The organism is Streptomyces sp. NPDC001941 (assembly GCF_040296945.1).
In the GTDB taxonomy this organism is placed as follows: domain Bacteria; phylum Actinomycetota; class Actinomycetes; order Streptomycetales; family Streptomycetaceae; genus Streptomyces.
The window spans coordinates 188,491-209,608 of sequence record NZ_JBEOYE010000004.1 but is presented as its reverse complement, the minus strand read 5'-3'; the positions used below and the strand labels follow the sequence as shown (position 1 = coordinate 209,608).

The 21,118-nt window shown below is 75.2% G+C and carries 17 protein-coding genes; 8 read left to right on the top strand and 9 right to left on the bottom strand.

Going from position 1 to position 21,118, the window contains the following annotated elements:
- Window positions 1–110 precede the first annotated feature (110 nt).
- Window positions 111–2,168 (bottom strand): SMI1/KNR4 family protein, encoded by a 2,058-nt coding sequence (locus ABT160_RS06005; protein WP_351644066.1) that lies wholly within the window; start codon window positions 2,166–2,168, stop codon window positions 111–113.
- A 143-nt stretch (window positions 2,169–2,311) separates the two neighbouring features.
- On the opposite strand from ABT160_RS06005, the gene ABT160_RS06000 reads away from it, so the two are divergent.
- Window positions 2,312–3,211: a sigma-70 family RNA polymerase sigma factor gene (locus ABT160_RS06000; protein WP_351644063.1), complete on the top strand. Its 900-nt coding sequence runs from the start codon at window positions 2,312–2,314 to the stop codon at window positions 3,209–3,211.
- A 296-nt stretch (window positions 3,212–3,507) separates the two neighbouring features.
- Window positions 3,508–5,421, top strand: a complete 1,914-nt coding sequence (locus tag ABT160_RS05995) for a M12 family metallo-peptidase (RefSeq protein WP_351644060.1) — start codon at window positions 3,508–3,510, stop codon at window positions 5,419–5,421.
- A gap of 62 nt (window positions 5,422–5,483) precedes the next feature.
- Here ABT160_RS05995 and ABT160_RS05990 read toward each other — a convergent pair whose 3' ends face one another.
- Together ABT160_RS05990 and ABT160_RS05985 are read right to left on the bottom strand one after the other, a co-directional pair.
- Window positions 5,484–5,807: an SCO0607 family lipoprotein gene (locus ABT160_RS05990; RefSeq protein ID WP_502984167.1), complete on the bottom strand. Its 324-nt coding sequence runs from the start codon at window positions 5,805–5,807 to the stop codon at window positions 5,484–5,486.
- Between the two features lie 212 nt (window positions 5,808–6,019).
- Entirely contained in the window at window positions 6,020–6,604 is a 585-nt protein-coding gene (locus ABT160_RS05985) for a TIGR03086 family metal-binding protein (RefSeq protein ID WP_351644058.1), read from the bottom strand.
- Between the two features lie 178 nt (window positions 6,605–6,782).
- On the opposite strand from ABT160_RS05985, the gene ABT160_RS05980 reads away from it, so the two are divergent.
- Window positions 6,783–7,610: a DUF6597 domain-containing transcriptional factor gene (locus ABT160_RS05980; RefSeq protein WP_351644056.1), complete on the top strand. Its 828-nt coding sequence runs from the start codon at window positions 6,783–6,785 to the stop codon at window positions 7,608–7,610.
- A 107-nt stretch (window positions 7,611–7,717) separates the two neighbouring features.
- On the opposite strand, the gene ABT160_RS05975 is transcribed toward ABT160_RS05980, so the two are convergent.
- The gene (locus ABT160_RS05975; protein WP_351644054.1) at window positions 7,718–8,374 is read right to left on the bottom strand and encodes a DUF2231 domain-containing protein; all 657 of its coding nucleotides are present in this window, start codon (window positions 8,372–8,374) and stop codon (window positions 7,718–7,720) included.
- A gap of 134 nt (window positions 8,375–8,508) precedes the next feature.
- Window positions 8,509–9,471: an NAD(P)-dependent alcohol dehydrogenase gene (locus ABT160_RS05970; protein WP_351644051.1), complete on the bottom strand. Its 963-nt coding sequence runs from the start codon at window positions 9,469–9,471 to the stop codon at window positions 8,509–8,511.
- A gap of 276 nt (window positions 9,472–9,747) precedes the next feature.
- Between ABT160_RS05970 and ABT160_RS05965 the strand changes: the two genes are divergently transcribed.
- Window positions 9,748–10,395, top strand: a complete 648-nt coding sequence (locus ABT160_RS05965) for a TetR/AcrR family transcriptional regulator (protein ID WP_351644049.1) — start codon at window positions 9,748–9,750, stop codon at window positions 10,393–10,395.
- Between the two features lie 41 nt (window positions 10,396–10,436).
- Here the strand turns inward: ABT160_RS05965 and ABT160_RS05960 are convergent, their stop codons facing one another.
- The gene (locus ABT160_RS05960) at window positions 10,437–10,628 is read right to left on the bottom strand and encodes a hypothetical protein (RefSeq protein WP_351644047.1); all 192 of its coding nucleotides are present in this window, start codon (window positions 10,626–10,628) and stop codon (window positions 10,437–10,439) included.
- A gap of 832 nt (window positions 10,629–11,460) precedes the next feature.
- Here ABT160_RS05960 and ABT160_RS05955 point away from each other — a divergent pair.
- Together ABT160_RS05955 and ABT160_RS05950 are read left to right on the top strand one after the other, a co-directional pair.
- Window positions 11,461–12,417, top strand: coding sequence for an alpha/beta hydrolase fold domain-containing protein (locus tag ABT160_RS05955; protein ID WP_351644045.1), 957 nt, complete (start codon window positions 11,461–11,463; stop codon window positions 12,415–12,417).
- A 409-nt stretch (window positions 12,418–12,826) separates the two neighbouring features.
- On the top strand, window positions 12,827–13,564 hold the full coding sequence (locus ABT160_RS05950) for a phosphatase PAP2 family protein (RefSeq protein WP_351644042.1): 738 nt from the start codon (window positions 12,827–12,829) through the stop codon (window positions 13,562–13,564).
- A gap of 12 nt (window positions 13,565–13,576) precedes the next feature.
- On the opposite strand, the gene ABT160_RS05945 is transcribed toward ABT160_RS05950, so the two are convergent.
- A complete protein-coding gene (locus ABT160_RS05945; protein WP_351644040.1) occupies window positions 13,577–14,581 on the bottom strand; it encodes a LacI family DNA-binding transcriptional regulator in 1,005 nt (334 codons plus the stop codon).
- Between the two features lie 169 nt (window positions 14,582–14,750).
- A complete protein-coding gene (locus tag ABT160_RS05940) occupies window positions 14,751–15,524 on the bottom strand; it encodes a DUF899 family protein (RefSeq protein ID WP_351644037.1) in 774 nt (257 codons plus the stop codon).
- A 521-nt stretch (window positions 15,525–16,045) separates the two neighbouring features.
- Here ABT160_RS05940 and ABT160_RS05935 point away from each other — a divergent pair.
- Window positions 16,046–17,158: a PP2C family protein-serine/threonine phosphatase gene (locus ABT160_RS05935; protein ID WP_351644034.1), complete on the top strand. Its 1,113-nt coding sequence runs from the start codon at window positions 16,046–16,048 to the stop codon at window positions 17,156–17,158.
- A 191-nt stretch (window positions 17,159–17,349) separates the two neighbouring features.
- Here the strand turns inward: ABT160_RS05935 and ABT160_RS05930 are convergent, their stop codons facing one another.
- Window positions 17,350–17,583, bottom strand: coding sequence for a hypothetical protein (locus ABT160_RS05930; protein ID WP_351644031.1), 234 nt, complete (start codon window positions 17,581–17,583; stop codon window positions 17,350–17,352).
- Between the two features lie 770 nt (window positions 17,584–18,353).
- On the opposite strand from ABT160_RS05930, the gene nirB reads away from it, so the two are divergent.
- Window positions 18,354–21,113, top strand: coding sequence for a nitrite reductase large subunit NirB (gene nirB, locus ABT160_RS05925; protein WP_351644028.1), 2,760 nt, complete (start codon window positions 18,354–18,356; stop codon window positions 21,111–21,113).
- Window positions 21,114–21,118: the final 5 nt, after the last annotated feature.

The following is a 21,118-nucleotide window of genomic DNA, read 5'->3' as shown; positions in this document are numbered from 1 at the left end:
CGGGTGGACGGACGCGGTCATCACCCGCCCGCGCGACCCCGGTTGCTCCGCTCGGCCCCTCTCCGCCCCTCTCCTCCCGACCTCACCGGCTCACCCGACGACGCTCCGGTTCACTCCGCTCCGGTTCGCTCAGCTCCGGGATACTCCGCTCCGGTCTGCCCGGGCCGCGAGGAGCCGAAGGAGATCGTCGCGTACGACTCCCCGGACCCGTACGGCCTCAGCCACGGCTTGGTGGACACCACGGGCAGCCTGCCCCGGTCGAGCGCGAACCGGGGGAGCGAGACGCCGAACTCCGCCGCCACCGCCTCCAGCGCCGCCCGTTCCCCCGCCGCGTCCACGACGAACCGCTCCTCGCCGCTCCCGCCCTCCTCGCCCAAACGGTCCGCGCCGTCCGCGCCCGCCTCCACCGCACCGTCCGCGCCCGCCTCGCCCGCCCCGCCCGCGCCCGGGAACAGCCGTGCCGGATCGAGCGCGTCGGGCAGCTCGCCCACCCGCTGCCACCCGGTCCCGGTCACCGTGAACGCGTACCGCTGCTCCCCGTCCTCGGCGTACGCGAAGTGGAAGGCGTCCTCGGCCCGCCACACGGTGAGCGCGCGGGTGCCCGCGGAGAGCGCGGTGCCCGGGGCGACCAGCCGGTCCGCGTCGAAGAGCGTGACGGGCGAGGACTCGAAGGCGAAGCTCCACCCGTCCCGCGCGCCGACCCGGACGGCCCGCTCCGCACGGGCCTGCCCCTGGACGAACCGCAGCCGCCAGACCTCGTGTTCGTTCGCCACCGCCTCCAGCGGTCCCGTCCCGAACCGCCCGGCCAGCTCCTCGGGCCCGACCCCGGCCACCAGGACGAACCGGTACGGGTCACGACTGTTCAGGCCGTCGGGCACCGAGTCCGCCAGCCAGCCGAGGCCGTCCCGCACGGGCTCCCCGGCGGTGTCCGCGGCGGCGGATGGTATCGACTCCGGTGCTGTCGACTGCCGTTCCCCGGTGCCGGGTTGCCCCGCGCGGGCGGTCAGCAGCAGCTCGCGGCCGCGCTCCGGCGTGATGACCGGGCCGAGCAGCGGGTCCCCGAGGAGGCCGAGCGGCGCGACGTGGTCCTCGTGGTACGGCTCCCAGAGCGGAACCGCGGCGAGCAGCACGCGCCAGGCGCCCTCGGTGTCGCCCCAGCGCGCCAGCTCCCTGGCCGTCACGACCGCGTCCCCGAAGGCACCCGGCGCGGTGTACGCGTGCGTGCGCCCGGCGACCCGCTCCACCACGGCCGCGACACGTCGGCGCTCGCGCGCGTTCTCCTCGGTGTCCGGGCCGAGGAAGAAGTCGTCCGCCCGGCGCGTGCGCAGGTGTTCCACGACGCGCGGCGGCAGCACCTCGTGGGCGTAGAACGGGTCGTCCATCAGCGGCTCCACGGCCACGGTCCGCACCACCCCCAGGAACGACCGCAACTGCGCGGCGAGGAAATGGGCCCGCGGCCTGCCCAGCTCCTCGGCCTCCTCGAACACCGCGAGGGCCGCGTCCAGTTCGCCCCGCAGGCAGGCCGCCCTGGCCCGCTCCACCGCGGCGTCCTGCTCGCGGGTCACCGAGGTCTCGAACTCCGGGTCGCTGCCGCGCATCGCGTAGAAGTGCAGGTACTCCTGCTCCATGAACTCCCGGAACGACGCGTGGCGCGCGGGCGCCTCACCGCTCCAGCCCCGGTACACGTACACCGCCCACTCGCCGTCCCCGCCCACGTCACCGGGGTCGAGGAGCACGTCGGTCATGTCGGAGTCGAGGACGAGCTGGAGGGCGCGGCCCCACATCCCGGCCTCCCGCACCTCCTCCGGCGTCGCCCCGTCGCCCAGGCCCTCCTCGTAGACCTCCTGGAGGCCGTAGGGGTCCCCGTACGCGTCGATGCCCTCGGCACCGGCCATCAGGTAGAACGAACCGCCCGTGTAGCGCCACCCGTTGCTCACCGCGAGGAACGCGAGCAGCGACGGCGGCAGCGGCACCTCGACACCCAGGCCGCGCACCCGCTCCTCCAGCGCGGCGAGCTGCTCCGCACCGGCCGGCGCGAACCCCATCCAGCGCTCGCGCCGCACCACCTCGTCGAGTTCCTCGAACTCCTCGGGCTCCGCCTTGGCGAGCCCTTCGAGCCACTCCTCGCTCCACCGCTCGAGCAGCGGCCCCCACTGGAAGGTCTTCATGCGGATCATGGTGGCACCCACCACTGACAACCGGTGCCGGGGCCGCCCGGGCCCGGTTCGGACGCCCACCGCGCCCCGCCTGTCACATTCGCGGCTCCGCCCTCGTCAAGGTGGTGGACGACGGAAGACGAGGAGACGCACCGGTGACCGACGAGACCGAGTTCCTGGCCGAACGCTTCGAGGAGCACCGGCCGCACCTGCGCGCGGTGGCGTACCGCATGCTCGGCACGCTCAGCGAGGCCGAGGACGCCGTGCAGGAGTCCTGGCTCCGGCTCGACCGCGCCGACGCCTCCGGCGTGCGGAACCTGGGCGGCTGGCTGACCACCGTGGTCGGCCGGGTCTGCCTCGACATGTTGCGCAGCCGCACGGCGCGGCACGAGGCGCCCCTGGAGCCCGCCGAAGCCCGGGTGCACGTCCCCGACCCGGTCGTCGAGCGGGCCGACACGGCCGACCCCGAGCAGCAGGCGCTGGTCGCGGACTCCGTCGGGCTCGCCCTCCTGGTGGTCCTGGAGAGCCTGGCACCGGCCGAGCGCCTCGCCTTCGTCCTGCACGACCTGTTCGGCGTGCCCTTCGACGAGATCGCGCCCGTCGTCGGGCGGACGCCCGCGGCCACCCGCCAGCTGGCCAGCCGGGCCCGCCGCCGGGTGCAGGGGTCGCCCGCGCCCGACGCCGACCCGGTGCGCCAGCGGGAGGTCGTCGACGCGTTCCTGGCCGCCGCCCGCGAGGGCGACTTCGAGGGACTGCTGCGTGTGCTCGACCCGGACGTGGTGCTGCGCGCCGACCACGGGACCGGCGGGCCCGTGCCCTCCGCCGTGGTGCGCGGCGCGCAGGCCGTGGCCCGGGGCGCGATCACCTTCCGGGACCCGGCGGCGGTGCACCGGCCCGCGCTGGTCAACGGCGCGGTGGGCGTGGTGGCGTACCGCGACGGGCACCCCGCTTCCGTCATCGCGTTCACCGTCGTCGGGGGCCGGGTCCTCGAAGTGGACATCCTGGCCGACCCGGAACGGCTCGCGCGGATCGACCTGAGCGCCGTGGAGGGCTGACGGGGGGAGGGGGACGAGCATCCCGGAGTCCCGCGCGGCCCCGCCCGCCCCGCGCCCCGCCGGGCCACCACCCGTACCGCCGCCGCGCCCGGGCACACCGTACGGAGCGTCCGGGAGCGGCGACGGCGGTACGGCATCGGGTGGGTGCTCTGTGGGCGTGGCGGGTGATTCGCGCGCCGGGGCACGGTGTCGGCGCGGCACCGGCCCCGGGAGCTGTGTTTGTTGTTCGCGTACCCGCTCCCCGCCGCCGCCCTCCGGCCGTGCCGGGGCGCCCGCTCTCCCCTCCGAGGAGCCCCGTGCGCGACCTGATCCGCCGCACAGCCCTGGTCGCGGCCCTGGCCGTGACCGCCCCCGCCGCCCTGCCGGGCCTCTCCGCCGCCGCCCCGCGACCCGACGGCGACAGGGAACCCGTCGTCGTCGGCATCGGCACCCTCGACCTGCACGCGCGGGACTTCGCCGCGTTCTGCGGCCTCGGTCCGCACGACGTCAGGGACGACCGGCGCGCCCTCGCCCTGCAGGTGGCCCAGCTGCCCGACTTCGCCGAGGAGAGCCGGGTGGTGCTGCACGTCACCGGGCAGGTCGCGGCCGACCCCGACGCCGCGGGCCGCAGCCTGCTGTGGGTGGGCGAGGTCGACGACGACCCGGGCTCGTTCGCGTACTTCTCCGTCGAGGGCGCCTGCACGCCCGCCGAGGGCGACGACGAGGTCACCGGCAAGGTCGACACCTCGGAGCGCTCGTACCTCTTCGACTCCGACTCCGACAACCCCGGTCGTACGGAGGCCCTGGAGATCGACCCCGACCAGTTGCCGCGGCCCGGCGTGCCCCCGCTGGAACTCCCCGACGTGCTGCCGCCCGCCAAACCCCGCACCGGGACCCCGCACGAGCCGGCGCGGCCCCGCGCCGGACGGAAGGCCGTCATCGACGTCGCCGTCGGCTACACCCCGGCGGCCAAGCGCGGCCTGGTGGACGGCAGCGGCTCGGGCACGCCCTCCTGGGCCTGGCAGTCCCGCGACATCGAGGACGAGATCAAGGCCGCCGCCGCGCACATGAACCAGGCGCTCAGGGCGAGCGGCGTGAACGCGGAAGTCCGCGTGGTCCACACCTTCGAGGCCAAGGGCTACACCGGCAGCGAGGACCCCAGCAGGCTGCTCGACCAGATCGAGGCGGGAGAGGGAGAACTGGGCCGTACGGCGCACCGGGTGCGCGAACAGTACGGCGCTGACCTGGTGTCCGTCTGGGTCAACGTCCCCAAGAACACCGGAAGGTTCACCGCGGGCACCGGCAGCATGCCCGGAGACGGGTACGGCGGGTACACCAGGGCGTCGGCGGCCACCGCCGCGTACGCGTACAGCACCATCGACGTCTTCACCGCCACCGGCCGCGACCCCGGATTCGCCCACGAACTGGGCCACAACCTGGGCCTCTGGCACGACCAGCGCACCCTGGACGGCCAGGTCGGCGAGGCGGCCGCCCGCAACGGCCTGACGCCGTCCGCGTACATGGAGCGGCTCGGCATCCCGCCGTACGCCGCCTCGCGCGGCTACATCGCCCCCGACGCCCGGTACTTCACGACGATGGCCTACCGGATCACCTGCGAGCCCTTCGCCGAGAGCATCGGCGCGCCCGACCCCTCCTGCCGCTACAGCGGTACGTTCTCCAGCCCGGCGCGCACCGCGGACGACGACGACCCGCAGCCCCTCGGCGCCGCGGGGACCGCGGACGCCGCGTCCGTGCTGAACCTGACGGCCCCCGTGGTGGCGGCCTACCGCGCGTCGAAGACCACGCCGGCCGTCCCGCCGGCGCCGCCCGTGAAGCTGACCGTCAGGACGGGACCGGTGGCCCGTGCGGGCAAGGCCGCCGCGCGCCCCGCCGCGCCGTACCGCAAGGGCGCCCGGGTGGCGCTGACGGCGACGCCCGGACGGTACTGGAAGCTCGGTGGCTGGCTCGTCGGCAAGAGCCGCCAGGGCGCCCGCTCGCCGCTCGCGCTCACCCTGGCCGCCGACACCGTGGTGACGGCCGAGTTCGCCTGCCGGACCGCCCCCGCGGGCGGTGCGGTCGCGGCCGCCTGGAAGAAGGCGGGTGCGGAGCGGAAGCGGCTGGGCTGTCCGACGGGAGCGGCCGTCCGCGCGCGGGGCGGCGACCTGACCCAGCGGTTCGAGGGCGGCAGCATCACGTGGAGCGCCAGGACGGGGAAGACGGTCGTCAAGTAGGGCGCCGGTGAACGCCCGAGCGGCGGGACAGTGGTCTGTCCCGCCGCTCGGGCGCATCCCGTTCAGGACGGGCTCGGCACCTCGATGGTCTTGCCGTCCTTGTCGACGCTGTGCGTGCGCCAGTACACGTCCCACTTGTCGTCGACCTGCTGCGGCACCTTGCCCTCCGGGTAGCGCGTGTATCCCTGCGGCACCTTCTCGCCGTCCTTCACGCACGCGGAGCCGGTGTCCCCGACCGTCATCACCGGGTACTCGCCGCCCGCACAGATGTCGTCCCGGAACGAACAGCCGGACAGCGTCACCAGGGCGACCCCTCCGGCGAGCACGGCGGCCACGACGGCGGACGGCCGCCGGTTCCGGACGGCGGTGCGGGGGCGGCGGGCGATGGGGGTCACTGTCGTCTCCTTGCTCGGTCGTACGGTCGGGTCCCACTGTGCTCCAGCCGACCGCCCGGGACCTGAGTGCGGATACTCAACCGGGTGCCCACCCGCGTACTCAGTACGCGAAGCGCCCGTCGCTCACGCCCACTTCACGTCGAAGCACCCGTCCCGTACGCCCACTTCGCCCCGCCGTCCGTACGGGAACGCGAAGGCACGGGCTACGCCGGGAGCCACTCCGGGTCACGGCCCGTCGTCGCGAGGACCCGGTCGAAGCCGGAGGCACCGTCCGGCAGCGGGAACGGCTCCCCGAAGACCCCCGTCTTCCGTGCCATCGGCGCCATCTGCTCCACCTCCCCGGACAGCCCCTGGACCACCTCCGGGTCCACCGCGAAGTCCTGCCCGGTGGCCCGTGCCAGGTCCCAGGCGTGCACCACGACGTCACCGAGGACCATCGCGGCGACGGTACGGGCCGGCAGGCCCATCTGACCGGTGGTGCCCTCCTCGGCACCGGGCGCCGCCCAGGCCGCGCAGAGCTTGCCGGTCTCGGCGGCGAACAGCGCGCGCCAGTCGGCGTCCTCCCGCACGTACGCGGGCGTGGCCGAGAAGTCCGTGGTGCCCTTGGCCGCGAGCGCCTGGAAGTTGACGACCACCTGGGTCAGGTGGTCGACCAGCGCGCGCACGTCGTACTCGGCGCACGGCGTGGGCAGGCCCAGTTGCTCGTCGCCGATCCCGTCGACGACGGCCACCGCGCGCGTGGCGGCCCGGTCGAGGAGGGTGCTCATGGTGTGTTCGGTGTCGCTCATGCCCCGAACGTACGGCGGCGCCGCCCCGGCGTATTGAAGAAACGCGACAGCGCGGCGCGGGGCGACGCGGCCTAGGATCGCTGCCATGGCGGAGGTAGACGGACCGGAGGGCGAAGGGGCAGGTCACCGGCGTGCGCCGGGCCGCCTGGACGCCACGTGTGGCGACGGTGGGCCGGGCGTGGGCCAGGAACCCGGCGGCGGCCCGCGTCGTGACACCCGGGGCATCGTCGACCCCGCCGACCTCTTCGCCCGGGTGCGCTTCCGCCGCCGCGGGCCCGCCCCGGCCCTGCGCGCCTACCTGGAGCACTACTGGCTGGTGGACTGGGACCTGGAGCAGCCCTACGCCTCCCACGTCGTGCCGCACCCGTCCGTCAACGTGGTCTTCCAGCGGCGCGGCGGACGGGACTTCGCCGAGGTGGCGGGCATCGGCCTGGAGCTGGCCACGCAGAAGCTGGAGGGGAGCGGACGGGTCTGCGGGGTCCAGTTCCGGCCCGGAGGGTTCCGGCCCTTCGCGCCCGGCCTGCCGGTCTCCGCGTGGACCGGGCGGCAGGTGCCGCTGGCCGAGGTGTTCCGGGACGCGGGGCCCGCGTCCGTACGGGCGGTGCTTGACCCGGCGGACGAGGACGCGCGCGTGGCGGCACTCGACGCGTTCCTGCTGGCCCGCGGACCCCGGCCCGACCCACAGGCGGAGCGGGCGATGGCCCTGGTGGACGTGGTGCGCGAGGACCGTACGGTGCGCTCGGTCGCGGCGCTCGCCGAGGCGGGCGGGACGACGGCGCGCTCGCTGCAACGGCTGTTCGCGCAGTACGTCGGGGTCGGCCCCAAGTGGGTCATCCTGCGCTATCGCATCCACGAGGCGATGGAACGCGCCGAGGGGGAGGGGCCGCTGGACTGGGCGGCGCTGGCGGCCGGGCTCGGCTACAGCGACCAGGCACACCTCGTCAGGGACTTCACCAGCACGGTGGGCGTACCGCCCACGGCGTACGCGCCGCACCGGGGACCGTGAACGCACCGGACGGTTGCTCCAACGCACCGGACGGCTGTTCCAAGCACCCGACGGCTACTCCAACGCACCGGACGGCTGTTGCCGGGACAGTCGCAGCGGGAGAGCGTTCACCCCTCCGGCGTCCGGGGCAGCGGCGGCAGCGTCTCCACCGGTTCCACGCCCTGCCGGTAGGCGATGTGGCCGCCGATGAACCCGCCGACGCCCACGGCCGCCAGACCGGCGAAGCCCCACACCTTGCCCGCGACCATCCGGTCCTGGCCGCGCCGCCGCCACGAGCGCGCGTAGCAGACCAGCCCCACCGAGTTCGCGGCGGCGTGCACCAGGCCGGTGCGCAGCTGCTCGTGGCGCTGCTCCGACCAGTCCACCCAGCCGGACGCGGCGGCGGGCAGCGCGGAGACCACGCCGAGGCCCACCAGGAACCGGGCGGCCCGCTCGTTGCCGGGCACCAGGTCGAGGGCGGCGGCCGACAGCCAGGCGCCGACCGGGACCTGCACCGCCGCCGGGTGCAGCGCGTGCCCCAGGGGAACGCCCCGCAGCACCTCGCGCGCCTTGCCCAGCGGCAGCGCGCGCACGCCCAGGCGCAGCGGCCGGGTCAGTACGTCGAGCGCCTTGTTCGACGCCACCGCGTCCAGGCTCTCGGTGAGCCGGGCCAGCGGCGCGGGGAAGCGGAACCCCGGCGCGGCGGCGTCCCGTTCGGAGGCGCCCGGTACGGACGAGCCCCGCGTGACGGAGTCCTGTGTGGCGGTGACCGGTGTGAATCGCATGCCCTGCGCGTTACCGCCCCGGCCCCGGCCAAACCGGACGGCACGCCGGGGCACGCCGCTGGGGCCCCGCGTCCGTCCCGTCGTACGGCTCGACCGACGCGTACGCCTCGACGCGCGGACGGCACCCCCACCCCTCAGTCCACCCGCACGACGAACTTCCCGCGCACCCCTCCCGCCTCCAGCGCGCGATGGGCCTCGGCCACCTCGGACAGCGCGAAGACCCGGTCCACCCTCGGGCGCAGCTCGCCACGGGCCGTGTGGCGGGCCAGGTCGTCGAGGAGCGCCCGCTTGGGGTTGCCGCTGAAGAAGCGCACCCGGCCGCGCCCGTGCACGGCGCTCGCGGCGATGTAGCCGAGCGAGGCGGCGGCCCGCGACAGGTCGAAGGCGATCGTCACCATCCGCCCCCCAGGCCCCAACAGGCCTCGGTACGCCCGCAGTTCCGAGCCCGCCGTGTCGAGGACGACGTCGAAGCGCCCCAGGGCCGCGGGGGTCACGCCCCGGTGGTCCACCACGTGGTGGGCGCCCAGGTCCCGTACGAAATCCAGGTTGGCGGCGCGGGCCAGGGCGGTGACCTCGGCGCCCCGCGCCACGCCCAGCTGCACCGCCGCGTTGCCCACGCCGCCGGCCGCGCCCCGGACCAGGAGCCGCTCGCCCGGCCGCAGCCGCGCCTTGTCCCGCAGCGCGGTCACGGCGGTCGTAGCGACCGGCAGGGCGGCGGCCTCGACCAGGTCGACGTCCCCGGGCACGGCCCCGAGCCGCTCCACCGGCACGGACACGTACTCGGCGGCGCTGCCGAAACCGCTGGTGCGGCCGAGCACGCCCCACACCCGGTCGCCGACCGCGAACCCGGTCGCGCCCGGCCCCAGCGCGGCGACCTCCCCGGTGAGGTCCAGGCCGAGGCGCTGGGGGAAGGAACGTCCGGTGACGAACCTGACGCGCCCGGCGCGGGCCGCGAGTTCGCCCCCGTTGACGCTGAACGCGCGCACCCGCACCAGGGCGTGCCCCGGCCGTGGTCCGGGCCGTGGCACCTCGCCGATCCTGAGCACCTCGGGACCGCCGTAGCGGTCGTACAGTACGGCCTTCATCGTGCTGTCCATCGTCGTCGCCTCTGCTGTCGTCACTGGTGCTGGGGGAAGGCGTCCGCGGAGCCCGGTGGGACTCCGGCGGGCTGTTCCGCCACCGTAGGCTGGTAAGTGGACGACATCGTCCGTTTACACCGGAGGTGAGACAGGGTGACCGCTGCTTCCTCTCACATCGCGGCCGGAGTGGCTGGAGCGGCCGGAGCGGCCGGAGTGGCCGGAGCGGCCCGAACGGGCGGAGGGCCCAGGGCGGCCGGAGTGTCCGAGGGCGGTGGGAGGACCGCCGCGCGGGGCGTGCGTCCGGGGGAGCCCGACGACCTGCGGCTGGACGCACGGCTCAACCGGGAGCGGATCCTGGTGGCGGCCCGCGAGGTGTTCGCCGAGCGCGGGATCGACGCGCCGATGGCCGCGGTGGCGCGGCGCGCGGGTGTCGGCGTCGCGACCCTCTACCGGCGCTTCCCCACCCGGGAGGCCTTGGTGCGCGGCGCCTTCGCGGACCAGATGGCGGCCTGTACGCGGGTCCTCGACGAGGCGGTCGACGACCCCGACCCGTGGCGCGGGTTCCGGCGCCTGGTCGAGGAGTTGTGCCGGCTCCAGAGCGAGGAGCGGGGATTCCCGGAGGCCTTCCTCGCGGCCTTCCCCGACGAGGCGAGGGAGCACGCGCAGGCGCGCGCCGGGGCGGAGCGCGCCTTCACGGGGCTGGTCCGCAGGGCCCAGGCGGCGGGCGCGCTGCGCCCCGACTTCCACGCCTCCGACCTGCTGGTCGTGCTGGTCGCGCACGGCGGCCTGGTCACGGCGCTGCCCGGGGACCGCGCCGCGTCACGCCGCCTGGTGGCGTACCTGCTCGAGGGCTTCCGGGCGGGGCCGCGGCGCGGGGCACTGCCGCCGCCGAGCCCGGCGGACTTCGGAAGCCTCCCGCTCACGGGTGGCCGCTCGGCGTGACGGCTGGGGCCGGGGCGGCCCCAGCCGTGCGGAGTGGCCTTTCAGAGCGCCGAGTTGAACCGGGCGGGCTGCTCCCCGAGGCGGTCCGCGGCACCGGGCGCGAGCAGCCGGGCGAGGCGCTCGCGCTGCGCGGGGGTGTCCACGCGGAGGTCCTTGAGGAGGGGGCGGCGCGAGGGCCCGGTGGTGGTGGGCGCGGGCACTCTGGCCGGTGTGCGTCGCTGGTTCGTGGTCATGGTTCGTCCTCTCGGCGCTCGGGGCGTGGCCCGCGTCGCGGTGCTCGTCATGGGTCGGGTTCCGTGCCGCTTCCGTCGTGCGACAGCGGCCGTGCGCACGTGGCGTCGCGGCCGTCCTGCGCTGGCGGGCGCAGCTGGGTTCACCGTCCCCCTGGGCAGGCGCCGAGTGGGTGGGCGAGCGCGCAGGGGAGCAGCGTAGATCGGGAGCGCCCGCGGTGTCCGGCCGATCGCACATGTGACGCCGACCGGACAGTGCGGGGAGTGTCGGGAGCTGCCCTTGTACACGTTCCGGGCGGCATTCTGGTTCGGCCTGCTCCGGTGTACCCGGCCGAGGTGCGTAGCCACCGTACGTCTCGTCGTGGATCGGCGCACTTCATGGTGACGGGAGGCGCTCGTCGCACACCGCGCGCGCCGGTCGGTCCACCGGTCGTGACGAGGGTACGCACCGGGGCTCAGGGCGCGCTGGAGCGGCCGGGGGCGCGGGAGGGTGCGGGGCCCGTGCCCGGGCGCACGGCGGTGGGCCCGGCCCGCCAGGGCGCCGGCTCTCCGGGGGCGTACGCGGCGGAACCCGACGACGTCGAACGGGCCGCGCACACCCGCGTCCCGCGATCTGGTCCGTACCGATCCGCGCGCAGCCGTTTACGCGACCCCGTCCCCTGTGTTACACGTGTAACCACAAAGTTTCGGCCCCGTGTGAGAACCAGGCGCTCCGGACGAACCCCGGAGCACCGGCACCCCCAGGACCCCCGGCAGGACCCCGGGGGAGCCCGAGGGCGCCACCCGGTCCACGCGGTGTGCCCGTCCGCGGGCGCACGCACAGAAAGAGGCGGACATGACGGACACATCTTCGACCGGCCCCGAGGCACAGGCGGCCGCCGGGCTCGACACGGGCTGGCCCCCGCCGGCCTTCCTCGCGCCCCACGCGGCGGTCGTCGGGCCGGACGGAGTGCGCGCACACGACGCGCTGACCTACGCGTGCACCCCGGGCTACCGCCCGCGCCAGCTCGACGTACGCGTTCCGGCCGCCGACGGGCCGGTGCCCGTCGTCGTGTGGATCCACGGGGGCGGCTGGCTGGAGGGCGACCGGCGCTACCCGCCGCCGACCGTACCGGTCGAGCTGCTCTACGGCACCGTCCTCGAAGCCGGGCTCGCCGTGGTCAGCATCGACTACCGGCACAGCCTGGAGGCGCCGTTCCCGGCTCAGCTGCACGACGTGAAGGCGGCCGTCCGCTACGTCCGCCGCTTCGCCGCCGAGCTCGGCGTCGACCCGGACCGCATCGGCGTCTGGGGCGAGTCCGCGGGCGGCCACCTCGCCGCCCTGGCGGGCCTGTTGGGCGCCGGGACGGACCCGGAGCTGGAAGGCTCCTGCGGCGTTCCCGACGGCGACAGCTCGGTGCGCGCGGTCGTCGACTGGTACGGCCCGGCGGACCTCGGCCTGCTGCTGACCCACGTCATCCCGGCCATGCCGGTGGACAGCGGCTACCCCGACCCGGTCGTCTCGCTGCTCGGCGGTACGCAGGACGAGCGCGCCGGACTCGCCCGCGCGGCGAGTCCGCTGACGTACGTGGGCCCGGCGGTGCCCCCGCCGTTCCTCCTCGTGCACGGCACCGTCGACAGCGTCGTCCCGTACCACCAGAGCGAGTTGCTGGCCGACGCCCTCAAGGGGGCCGGCGGCGAGGTCACCCTGCAGCCGGTCGAGGCCGCCGAGCACATCTTCCTCGGCTCCCCGGACATCAAGGAGATCGTCTCGGAGAGCGTCGCCTTCCTGGCCCGCCACCTGACCGCCTGACGGTTCCTCCGAACCGCGTCCCCTGACCCGCCTGACGATCCCTCAGGCCCCCGCCACCCGACCGCCTGACGGGTCCCTACGACCCCCGGCCCGGGCCGCCTCTGTGCAAGACGGCCCGGGCCGGGCCCACACCCGGCCTGATCCGGACGACAGGCCCACCGGGCCTACCGGCAGAGCACCCGACGCCTCCCGGCGCCGCGCGTGCCGCCGTCGTACGACCGGCATCACGGCCCTCACCACGACCCGCATGAGGTCCGCCGCGCGATCCGCGGCCTCTCACGCCCCCGGCTCGGCCGCCCCCGCCACCTCCGGTCCCCGGCGCCCCGCCCCCGGCCCTCGCGGCCCACGTGACCGTCCCCGTTTCGGCACCGCGCCCCGCACGGCGCGTTCCGTTCCCGAGAGGTACCTCATGAACAGCACCCCCGCCGCCGGCCTGCCCGCAGCGGCTCCGCCCCCCGCCGCCGGACTGCCCGCCCGGGCCGCCGGACGGCGCGCCCCCTCCAGGACCGCCGCCGTGGGCGGCGTCTTCCTCCTGGTCACCGCGACGCTCGCCGCCGCCGTGCTCGCCGACCCGGCGCGCCCCTTCTTCCAGGGCGCCGACGAGACCTGGCTGCGCTGGATGGGCGGCCCGCACGACGGCGCGTACTCCGCCGTGGCCTCCGCCCTGAACTGGTTCGGCGGTCCCAACGGGATCGTCGTCCCGGTCCTGATAATCGTCGTGCTCGCGGCCATGCGCCGCTGGCGCTCGTCGGCCTTCGTGTTCACCGCGTACGTCGTGGGCAACATCCTGGTGCCGCAGGCCCTCAAGCACTTCTTCGACCGGCCGCGCCCGGCCAACCCCCTGGTGCACGTCGACCACGGCTCGTTCCCCTCGGGGCACGCCGCCGCGATGGCCGTGCTCGCGATCGCCGCGGGCGTGGTCTTCGTGCCCGCCGCCCGGCGCCGCCCGTGGTGGATCGCCACCGGCGTCCTGGTCGCGGCCATGATGTGGAGCCGCACCTGGCTGCACGCGCACTGGATCAGCGACACCCTGGCCGGCGCGACGGCCGGCGCGGGCGTCACCGTACTGCTGTGGTGGGTCTTCGCCCCGCAGCTGGCCCGGGAGGCCGAGGCACGCCGGGCGCGCCTGGCGCGTCGCGTGAACTGAGCCCGCCCCGGCTCAGGACGACCCCCGGGCCACTAGCACCGGCTCGATCCCCGGGATGACGGGAGCCGTGCCCTGGTCGATCAGTTCGTGCAGTGCGTCGGCCACCACCGCGGGTGCCGGCAGGCCCAGCCGGACCGTGGTCAGCGGCGGCTGGAGCAGCGTCGTGCCGACCAGGTCGTCGGCGCCCACCACGGCCACGTCGTCGGGCACCGCGAAACCCTCGTTGCGCAGGGCGTGCAGCAGCAGCGTCGCGTACTCGTCGTTGTACGCGAACACCGCGTCCAGCTCCGATTCGGCCCAGCGCTTGGCCAGTTCGGAGGCGGACCGGTCGGTGTAGGACATCTCCACCGGAGTCACCGTCGCGGCCCCCGCCGCCTCCGCCCGCGCGCCCGCCAGGCGCGGCACGGCGAAGGTGGCGAGGCCGCGCTCGCGCGGCATGACCACGCCGATCCGGGTGCGTCCGCGCCCGACCAGGTGCCGGACGGCGAGCGCACCGACGAGCCCGTGGTCGAAGCCGACGGTGTGCACGCCCTTGACCGGGCGGGAGCCGAGGACGAGGACGCCCCGCACCCCGGCCCTCGTCAGGACGCCGGCGGCGGCCTCGGTCAGCGCCTCGCCGCCCAGCGTCAGCACCGCGGCCGGGCGGAACTCCGCCCAGGCGCGGGCGGCGGCCACCGCGTCGGTGTCGCGGGCGCCGTGCAGGACGGTGGTGTAGCCGTGTGCGTAGAGCGCGCTCTGCAACGCGTCGACCCAGGCGCTCACCAGCTGCCCGGCCGCCGACACGGACGCCGGGATCAGTACGAGGTTGCTGCGTCCCGCCCGCAGCGCGCGGGCGGCGGCGTGCGGGACGTAGCCCAGTTCCTGGGCCGCGGCCAGCACCTTGGCGCGGGTGGTCGCGGTGATGCGGTGCGCCTGTTTGTTGTTGAGGACGAAGGAGACGGTCGCCCGGGACACCCCCGCCAGCCGTGCCACGTCGCTGCTGGTGACGGCTGTCGGTGCGGCCGATCCTTCGCCCATCGCGTCCCTCGCCCCGTCCCGCCGGCCCCCCGGCCGGCAATGCGTTCAGGTTACACGCGTTACCCCTGCGTGTCTCGACAAGAGTGTCGAACGTCCCAGTACGTGAAGGTGCGATGGCCCGGTAGGTGGAGGTGCGGCACGCGAAGGCGCGTCGCCGGACCGGGCCGCCTCAGTGGCAGTGCCCGTTCCTGCCCAGCGTCTCCACCGGCGTCGCGCCCGGCCGCGTCCACTGCGGCACGGGCCGGCTGGTCGGGCCCCAGGTCGCCTCGCCGTGCGCGTCCGTACGCCAGGACCAGCACGGGTTCCCGCCCTTGGGCCAGCCCTCCGGGTTGTCCTCCCATGCCTCGCCGCGCCCGTACGGGGTCATGTCGAGCAGCCCCAGCGCCGCGTCGACCCGCTCGTTGCCGCGCCCCGTCGTGGAGTAGGTCAGGAACGTGCGGTCACCCTCGCGCAGGTAGCACGTGAGGTACCCCATGTCCCCGCCCGCGGGCCCGTCCACGCCGCGCACCGAGTACCAGGGCTGGGTGTACCCCATGAACGCCGTGTAGGCCGCCACCTCCTCCCAGCGGCCCGTGGTCAGCACCGCGAAGGAGACGCCCCGGGCGTTGAGGTAGGAGGCGTCCCGCAGGTGCCAGGCCGCGCGGGTGCAGCCCTCGCACTGGCCCTGGTGCGGCGCCCCGTCCCACCACATGTGCTTGTAGACGGCGAGTTCGTCGCGCCCCTGGAACAGGTCGGCGAACGGAACCGGGCCATCCGCGCCGACGACCTCGACCGTGCCGTCGAACTCCACCATCGGCAGCCTCCTGCGGGCCGCCGCGATGGCGTCGCCCTCGCGGGTGTGGGCCTTCTCCCGGGCCAGCAGCTCGTCGCGGGCCGCCTGCCAGGCGTCCGGGTCCACGACGGCCGGGCGGCCGACGGGCGCGTGTTCCGGATGGGTCGTCATGTGTCCTCCGTGGAGTGTCGAAGCCGTACGCCGGTCGCGTACGGCGGTCGGGAGGGTGGACTCCCCGCCCGGCCGGAACTCATCGCCGCCCACTGGCCGACCGGTTGTCATCCCTACGAATCAACTGGCCCTGTGTGCAAGCCCGTTCAACGCCTATGAGATCAACTGCAATCTGCGGTAAACGTGTTGATCATGCGGCGATGGCCGCCGGGATCGCCCTCGCCAGAGCCGTGATCGAAGGCCGCTACTCTGCGTGCCCGGTCGCGCGGGGTGCGTGCGATTCGCACGGCGCTCGAACTGTGGTCCGAGCGTGGCGCGATCCCGCCGTTCGGAATGCGTTCGGGCCGGGCACCAGCGGGTATACCCCCAACGCGCCACTAGTGTCGGCTGGTTGGCGCCGGGCCGCGTTCACGTGCCGCGTCGCGCCACCCATCCCCCATCGGCTACGCACCGTAGCCGGACCGGGATCCGGTGGCCGACGCTCCGCGAGAGACCCGCCGCACGTCGAGGGGAGAGGGCGGATGCCCGAGAGATCAGCCGTCGCATGGCTCTGGCTCACCGTACTGATGGCGTTCGGCACGTTCGGCGCGGACCTGGCCCTCGGGCCCGACGTCAGCCTGGTCGGACTCCTCCTCGTCTGTCCGCTGCTCGCCTCCACCCGGCGCGACGGCAGGACCACCGCCGCCGTGTCCGGGGTAACGTTCCTGCTGGCCGTGGCCATCAGCGCCGTCGAGCACTCCCTGACCCGGGGCGAGAGCGTGCTCCGCCTCATCGTCCTGGCCGCCGCGTCCGGGTACGCCACCTGGGTCGCCCACCAGTCCGCGCGCCACCGGCGGCAGTTGGAGCGGGTCGCCTGGGCCGCGCAGCAGGCCGTCATCCGGCCGAGCGACTTCGAGATCGGCGGCCTGGAGGTCAGCGCCCGTTACCGCTCGGCCGCCGAGGACGCCCGCATCGGCGGCGACCTCTACGCCTTCGCCCACACGCCCACCGGCCTGCGGCTGCTCATCGGCGACGTCCGGGGCAAGGGCCTGCCCGCCGTGCACCTGGCGGCGGCGGCCATCGGCCACTTCCGCGACGCGGCCTACACCCAGCCCGGCCTGCTGGACGTGGTGCGCGAGATGGACACCCGGCTGGCGCGCGACCTGGGCCCGGAGGACTTCGTGACGGCCGTCGTCGCCGAGGTCAGGGCCGACCACGTGCGGCTGGCCAACTGCGGCCACCACGCGCCCCTGCACCTGCGCGGCGGGGCGGGCGACATGGTGCTGCTCGACCCGCCCGAGGCGACCACGCCCATCGGCCTCGCCCCCGCCCCCTTCGTGCAGGACGTGGACCTCGCGCCGGGGGACCGGCTGCTGTTCTACACGGACGGGCTCGCCGAGGCGCGCGACCGGGCGGGCGTGATGCCGGACCTCGGGCGCATCGCGGAGCTGTGCCGGGGGCCGCGCCTGGGGGCCTGCCTGGACATGGTCATGGAGACCGTGGCGCTGCACATCCGGCGCACCCGGGGGCGCGACGACATCGCCCTGGTCCTCGTCCAGTCCCCGCGCGTGCCGCCGGGGCCGCCGGACGCGGAGCGCTTCGAGGCGCCTCCCGTCGCCCGGCGCACGGCCGTGCCCGCTTCGGAGGCGGACTGATCCCGCGGTCCGCTTCGAGCACGCGGCCGACTTCAGTCGCTCCTTCCGTGCCGCGTACGGCATGTCGGCCCGCGAGTACCTCCGCCGCGACGCGCGCCGACCGGGCGCCGCAGCACCCGCGTCGCGGCCGTCCCGGCACGTAGCCGCGCCCGGTCGCGTCGGCGGTCGGGCGCGGCGGGGTCCGGATCCCGTCAGTGCGGCAGCGGGAGCAGGAGGTGTGGGGCCTGCGGGAGGTGCACGGCCTGGTCGGCGGAGCCGGTCAGCGGGAGCAGCCGCTCCAGCGGACAGGCGCTCGGCGGGTGCTGGTGGTCGATCTCCCAGTCCCGTACGGGACTGTCCTCCTGGTGGGTGTGGGTGGCGTACAGCGGCTGTCCGCACCCGCGGCACTCGTAGTGCCGCCCAGGACCCCGTTCCTTGCTCCCCAACGCCGTCCGCCTTTCTGCCGGGAATGGATCGAGTCGCTCGATGTGTGTATCGGATGGTGACACGACGGACGCCCGGAATCGGCGCGGCATGCCGACCGGTCACCGCAACCGGATCCTGCCCCGCGCGGACGGAAGCGGACGGAAGGGGCCCGCGGTGCGCCGCGTCCGGTCGGCTTGCCCCCGGCACATGCCCTTTTTCGGACCGCCGCACCAATGGTGGCCTCGCCGTGACGGTCCGTGGTCACCCGCGCCACACCCGCACCCTCGACACCAGTGAAATCGGGGTTCCGCTTTCCGGGCAACTCTGAGTGCGCAGGGGTAGTGCAATTCCCCACACCAGGGAGGATGCTGTCGGGAGAGAGTCCGGCCGCAGTGGGTTCCCCTCCGCATTACGGCCGGCCCTCTCGACCATGGCGACCGCGAGCGCGGGAGGAATGCGGATGCCATGGGAGTCCATGACCGGTGGCTGCTCACGGGTGACCCCAGTCGGCGTGGGATCACCGCGGCAGGTGGAGCAGTCACCGGCTATGGCGTGATTTCCCGGACAGCCCCCGCGCACACGTCCGGGCACAGGACTTTCACACACGGGACGTCCACACGCGTGCGCCCGCCCTGTGCGTCCCGTCTTCCCCGTCCTGTCCTCCCGTCCCGTGCGCCCGCCGACCTTGGTCCCGGCCACCGGGGACCTTTGCCGTCCTCCTCGTGCCCCGCGCGGTCCTAGCGTCGGGCAGATGGCGCGCCGCGGCCGCGGCGCCACGATGGAGGCACGAATGGCGCGCACCCCGGTCCGTGAACTGGTCCTCGTCGGCCACGGCATGGTCGGCCAGCACCTGTTGGAGGCCCTCGCCGGCCACGGCGCCCTGGGCGAAGGCGGCTGGCGGGCCACCGTCCTGGCCGAGGAGCCCGTCCCCGCCTACGACCGGGTCAACCTCTCCACCGTGCTCGCCGGCGCGGGAGCCGACACCCTCCGGCTCGGCGCGGGCGACTTCCCCGAGCGGCACGGCGTGCGGGTGCTCCTCGACGAGCCCGCCGAGGAGGTCGACACCGCCGCCCGCACCGTGCGCACCGCCCGCGGCCGCACCCTGCGCTACGACGCCCTGGTCCTGGCCACCGGCTCCGCGCCACTCGTACCGCCGGTCGCCGGGGCGGACGCCGCGGGCTGCTTCACGTACCGCACCCTCGACGACGTCAGCGCGCTGACGCGCTACGCCGAGGGGCGCGCCACCGGCCTGGTCGTCGGCGGCGGGCTCCTCGGCCTGGAGGCCGCGGGCGCCCTGCGCACCCTCGGCCTCGCCGCGCACGTCGTGGAGGCCGGGCCCCGGCTGATGCCGCGCCAGCTCGACGAGGAGGGCGCCGAGGTGCTGCGCGCCACCCTCGCGGCCAGGGGCGTGGCCGTGCACACCGGGACCGGCGTGCGCCGCGTGGTGACCGGTGACGGGGGGCGGGCGAGCGCCGTGGAGCTCGCTGACGGCCGCCGCCTCGGGACGGACCTGGTGGTGTACGCGGCCGGGATCCGGCCCCGCGACGAACTGGCCCGCGCGGCCGGGCTGCGCCTCGCCGGGCGCGGCGGCGTCGCGGTGGACGAGTACTGCCGCACCTCCGACCCCGCGGTGTACGCGGTGGGGGAGTGTGCCGCGGGCGCCGACGGCGTGGTGCACGGGCTGATCGCGCCCGGGTACCGGATGGCGGAGACCGCGGCGGCGGTCCTGGCGGGGGCGGCCGACCCCCGGCCGTTCACCGGCGCCGACACCTCCACCCGGCTGAAGCTGGTCGGCGTCGAAGTGGCCTCCTTCGGCGACCCGTTCGCCGACCGGGCGGGCGGCGCGGTCGCCATGACGTACACCGACGCCGACGAGGGCGTGCACAAGAAGCTGCTCCTGGGCAGGGACGGGATCCTCCTCGGGGGCGTCCTGGTCGGCGACACCGCCGCGCACGGCATCCTCCACCCCTACGTCGGCGCCGCCCTGCCGACCTCGCCCGCCGCCTACCTCGCCCCCACCGCGAGCGGCGCCGCGCCCACCGCGGGCGACCTCCCCGGCGAGGCCGTCGTGTGCGGCTGCCACGACGTCACCAAGGCGCAGGTCACCGCAGCCGTCGCGGAGCACGGTCTCACCGACGTCGACGGCATCAAGCGGCACACCCGCGCCGGCGCCAGTTGCGGCGGCTGCGTGCCCACTCTGGAGGCCGTCCTGGAAGCGGCGACGCGCACGGACGGGCCGCCCCGGCGCCGCCCGCTGTGCGAGCACTTCGACCTGTCGCGGCCCGAGGTCTACGCCCTGGTGCGCGACGAGCGCATCCGGTCCTTCGGCGAACTCCTCGACCGGCACGGCAGGGGCGAGGGCTGCGCCGTGTGCAAGCCGGTCGTCGCCAACGTACTGGCCACCCTGGCACCGGAGTTGGGCCTTTCCCACGTCCTCGACGGCGAACAGGCCTCCCTGCAGGACTCCAACGACCTCTTCCTCGCCAACCTCCAGAAGGACGGCACCTATTCGGTGGTACCGCGGGTGCCCGGAGGAGTGATCGACGCGCAGCGGCTCATCGTCCTGGGCGAGGTGGCACGGGACTTCGGGCTCTTCTCCAAGATCACCGGTGGCCAGCGGGTCGACCTGTTCGGCGCCCGGGCCGAGCAACTCCCCGCCATCTGGCGCCGGCTGGTCGACGCGGGCTTCGAGTCGGGGCACGCGTACGGCAAGTCGCTGCGCACCGTGAAGTCCTGCGTCGGCTCGCGCTTCTGCCGCTTCGGCCAGGGCGACACCATGGCCCTCGCCGTCGACCTGGAGCTGCGCTACCGGGGCCTGCGCGCGCCGCACAAGCTCAAGGGCGGCGTCGCCGGGTGCCTGCGGGAGTGCGCCGAGGCGCGCAGCAAGGACATCGGTGTCATCGCCGTGGCGGGCGGCTGGAACCTGTACGTGGGCGGCAACGGCGGCTCCCGCCCGCGCCAGGGCGACCTGCTCGCCAGGAACCTCACGACCGGGGAGCTCGTCCGGCTGGTCGACCGCTACCTGATGTACTACGTGCGCACTGCCGAGCGGCTGCACCGCACCTCAACCTGGATCGAGCGCCTGGACGGCGGTGTCGGCCACCTGCGCGAGGTCCTCGTCGAGGACTCGCTCGGGCTGTGCGCCGAGCTGGAGGCCCAGATGGAGCGGCACGTGGCGGCCTACCGCGACGAGTGGCGGGCGGTGCTCGACGACCCGGCCGCCCTCGACCGCTTCGGAGCCCTGGAGTTCGAGGGCGCCGAGGAGCGCCTGGAGCCGGGGCGCGGCCGGGCGGTGGTGCTGCCCGACGGGCGCCGGACCGCGATGTTCAAGACCCGCGACGGACGCGTGTACGCGATGGACGACACCGATCCCGTCTCCGGCGCGCCCGTGATGGCCAACGGCATCCTGGGCGACCGGGACGGTGTGCCGGTGGTGACCTCGCCGATGTACCGGCAGGTCTACGACCTGCGCACCGGAAGGGAGTTCCACGCGGGCCGCAAGCTGCTGCCGCTCGTCTCGGTGCGCAGGGGCTCCGCCGACTCCGGCTGAGCCGG

Excerpts from the sequence above, each read along its gene's own strand:
- ABT160_RS05945 (WP_351644040.1), bottom strand. The coding sequence starts at position 14,581 with ATGGGCGAAGGATCGGCCGCACCGACAGCCGTCACCAGCAGCGACGTG.
- ABT160_RS05940 (WP_351644037.1), bottom strand. The coding sequence starts at position 15,524 with ATGACGACCCATCCGGAACACGCGCCCGTCGGCCGCCCGGCCGTCGTG.
- ABT160_RS05970 (WP_351644051.1), bottom strand. The coding sequence starts at position 9,471 with ATGGACAGCACGATGAAGGCCGTACTGTACGACCGCTACGGCGGTCCC.
- ABT160_RS05950 (WP_351644042.1), top strand. The coding sequence starts at position 12,827 with ATGAACAGCACCCCCGCCGCCGGCCTGCCCGCAGCGGCTCCGCCCCCC.
- ABT160_RS05975 (WP_351644054.1), bottom strand. The coding sequence starts at position 8,374 with ATGCGATTCACACCGGTCACCGCCACACAGGACTCCGTCACGCGGGGC.
- ABT160_RS05960 (WP_351644047.1), bottom strand. The coding sequence starts at position 10,628 with ATGACCACGAACCAGCGACGCACACCGGCCAGAGTGCCCGCGCCCACC.
- nirB (WP_351644028.1), top strand. The coding sequence starts at position 18,354 with ATGGCGCGCACCCCGGTCCGTGAACTGGTCCTCGTCGGCCACGGCATG.
- ABT160_RS05985 (WP_351644058.1), bottom strand. The coding sequence starts at position 6,604 with ATGAGCGACACCGAACACACCATGAGCACCCTCCTCGACCGGGCCGCC.
- ABT160_RS05935 (WP_351644034.1), top strand. The coding sequence starts at position 16,046 with ATGCCCGAGAGATCAGCCGTCGCATGGCTCTGGCTCACCGTACTGATG.
- ABT160_RS06005 (WP_351644066.1), bottom strand. The coding sequence starts at position 2,168 with ATGAAGACCTTCCAGTGGGGGCCGCTGCTCGAGCGGTGGAGCGAGGAG.
- ABT160_RS05955 (WP_351644045.1), top strand. The coding sequence starts at position 11,461 with ATGACGGACACATCTTCGACCGGCCCCGAGGCACAGGCGGCCGCCGGG.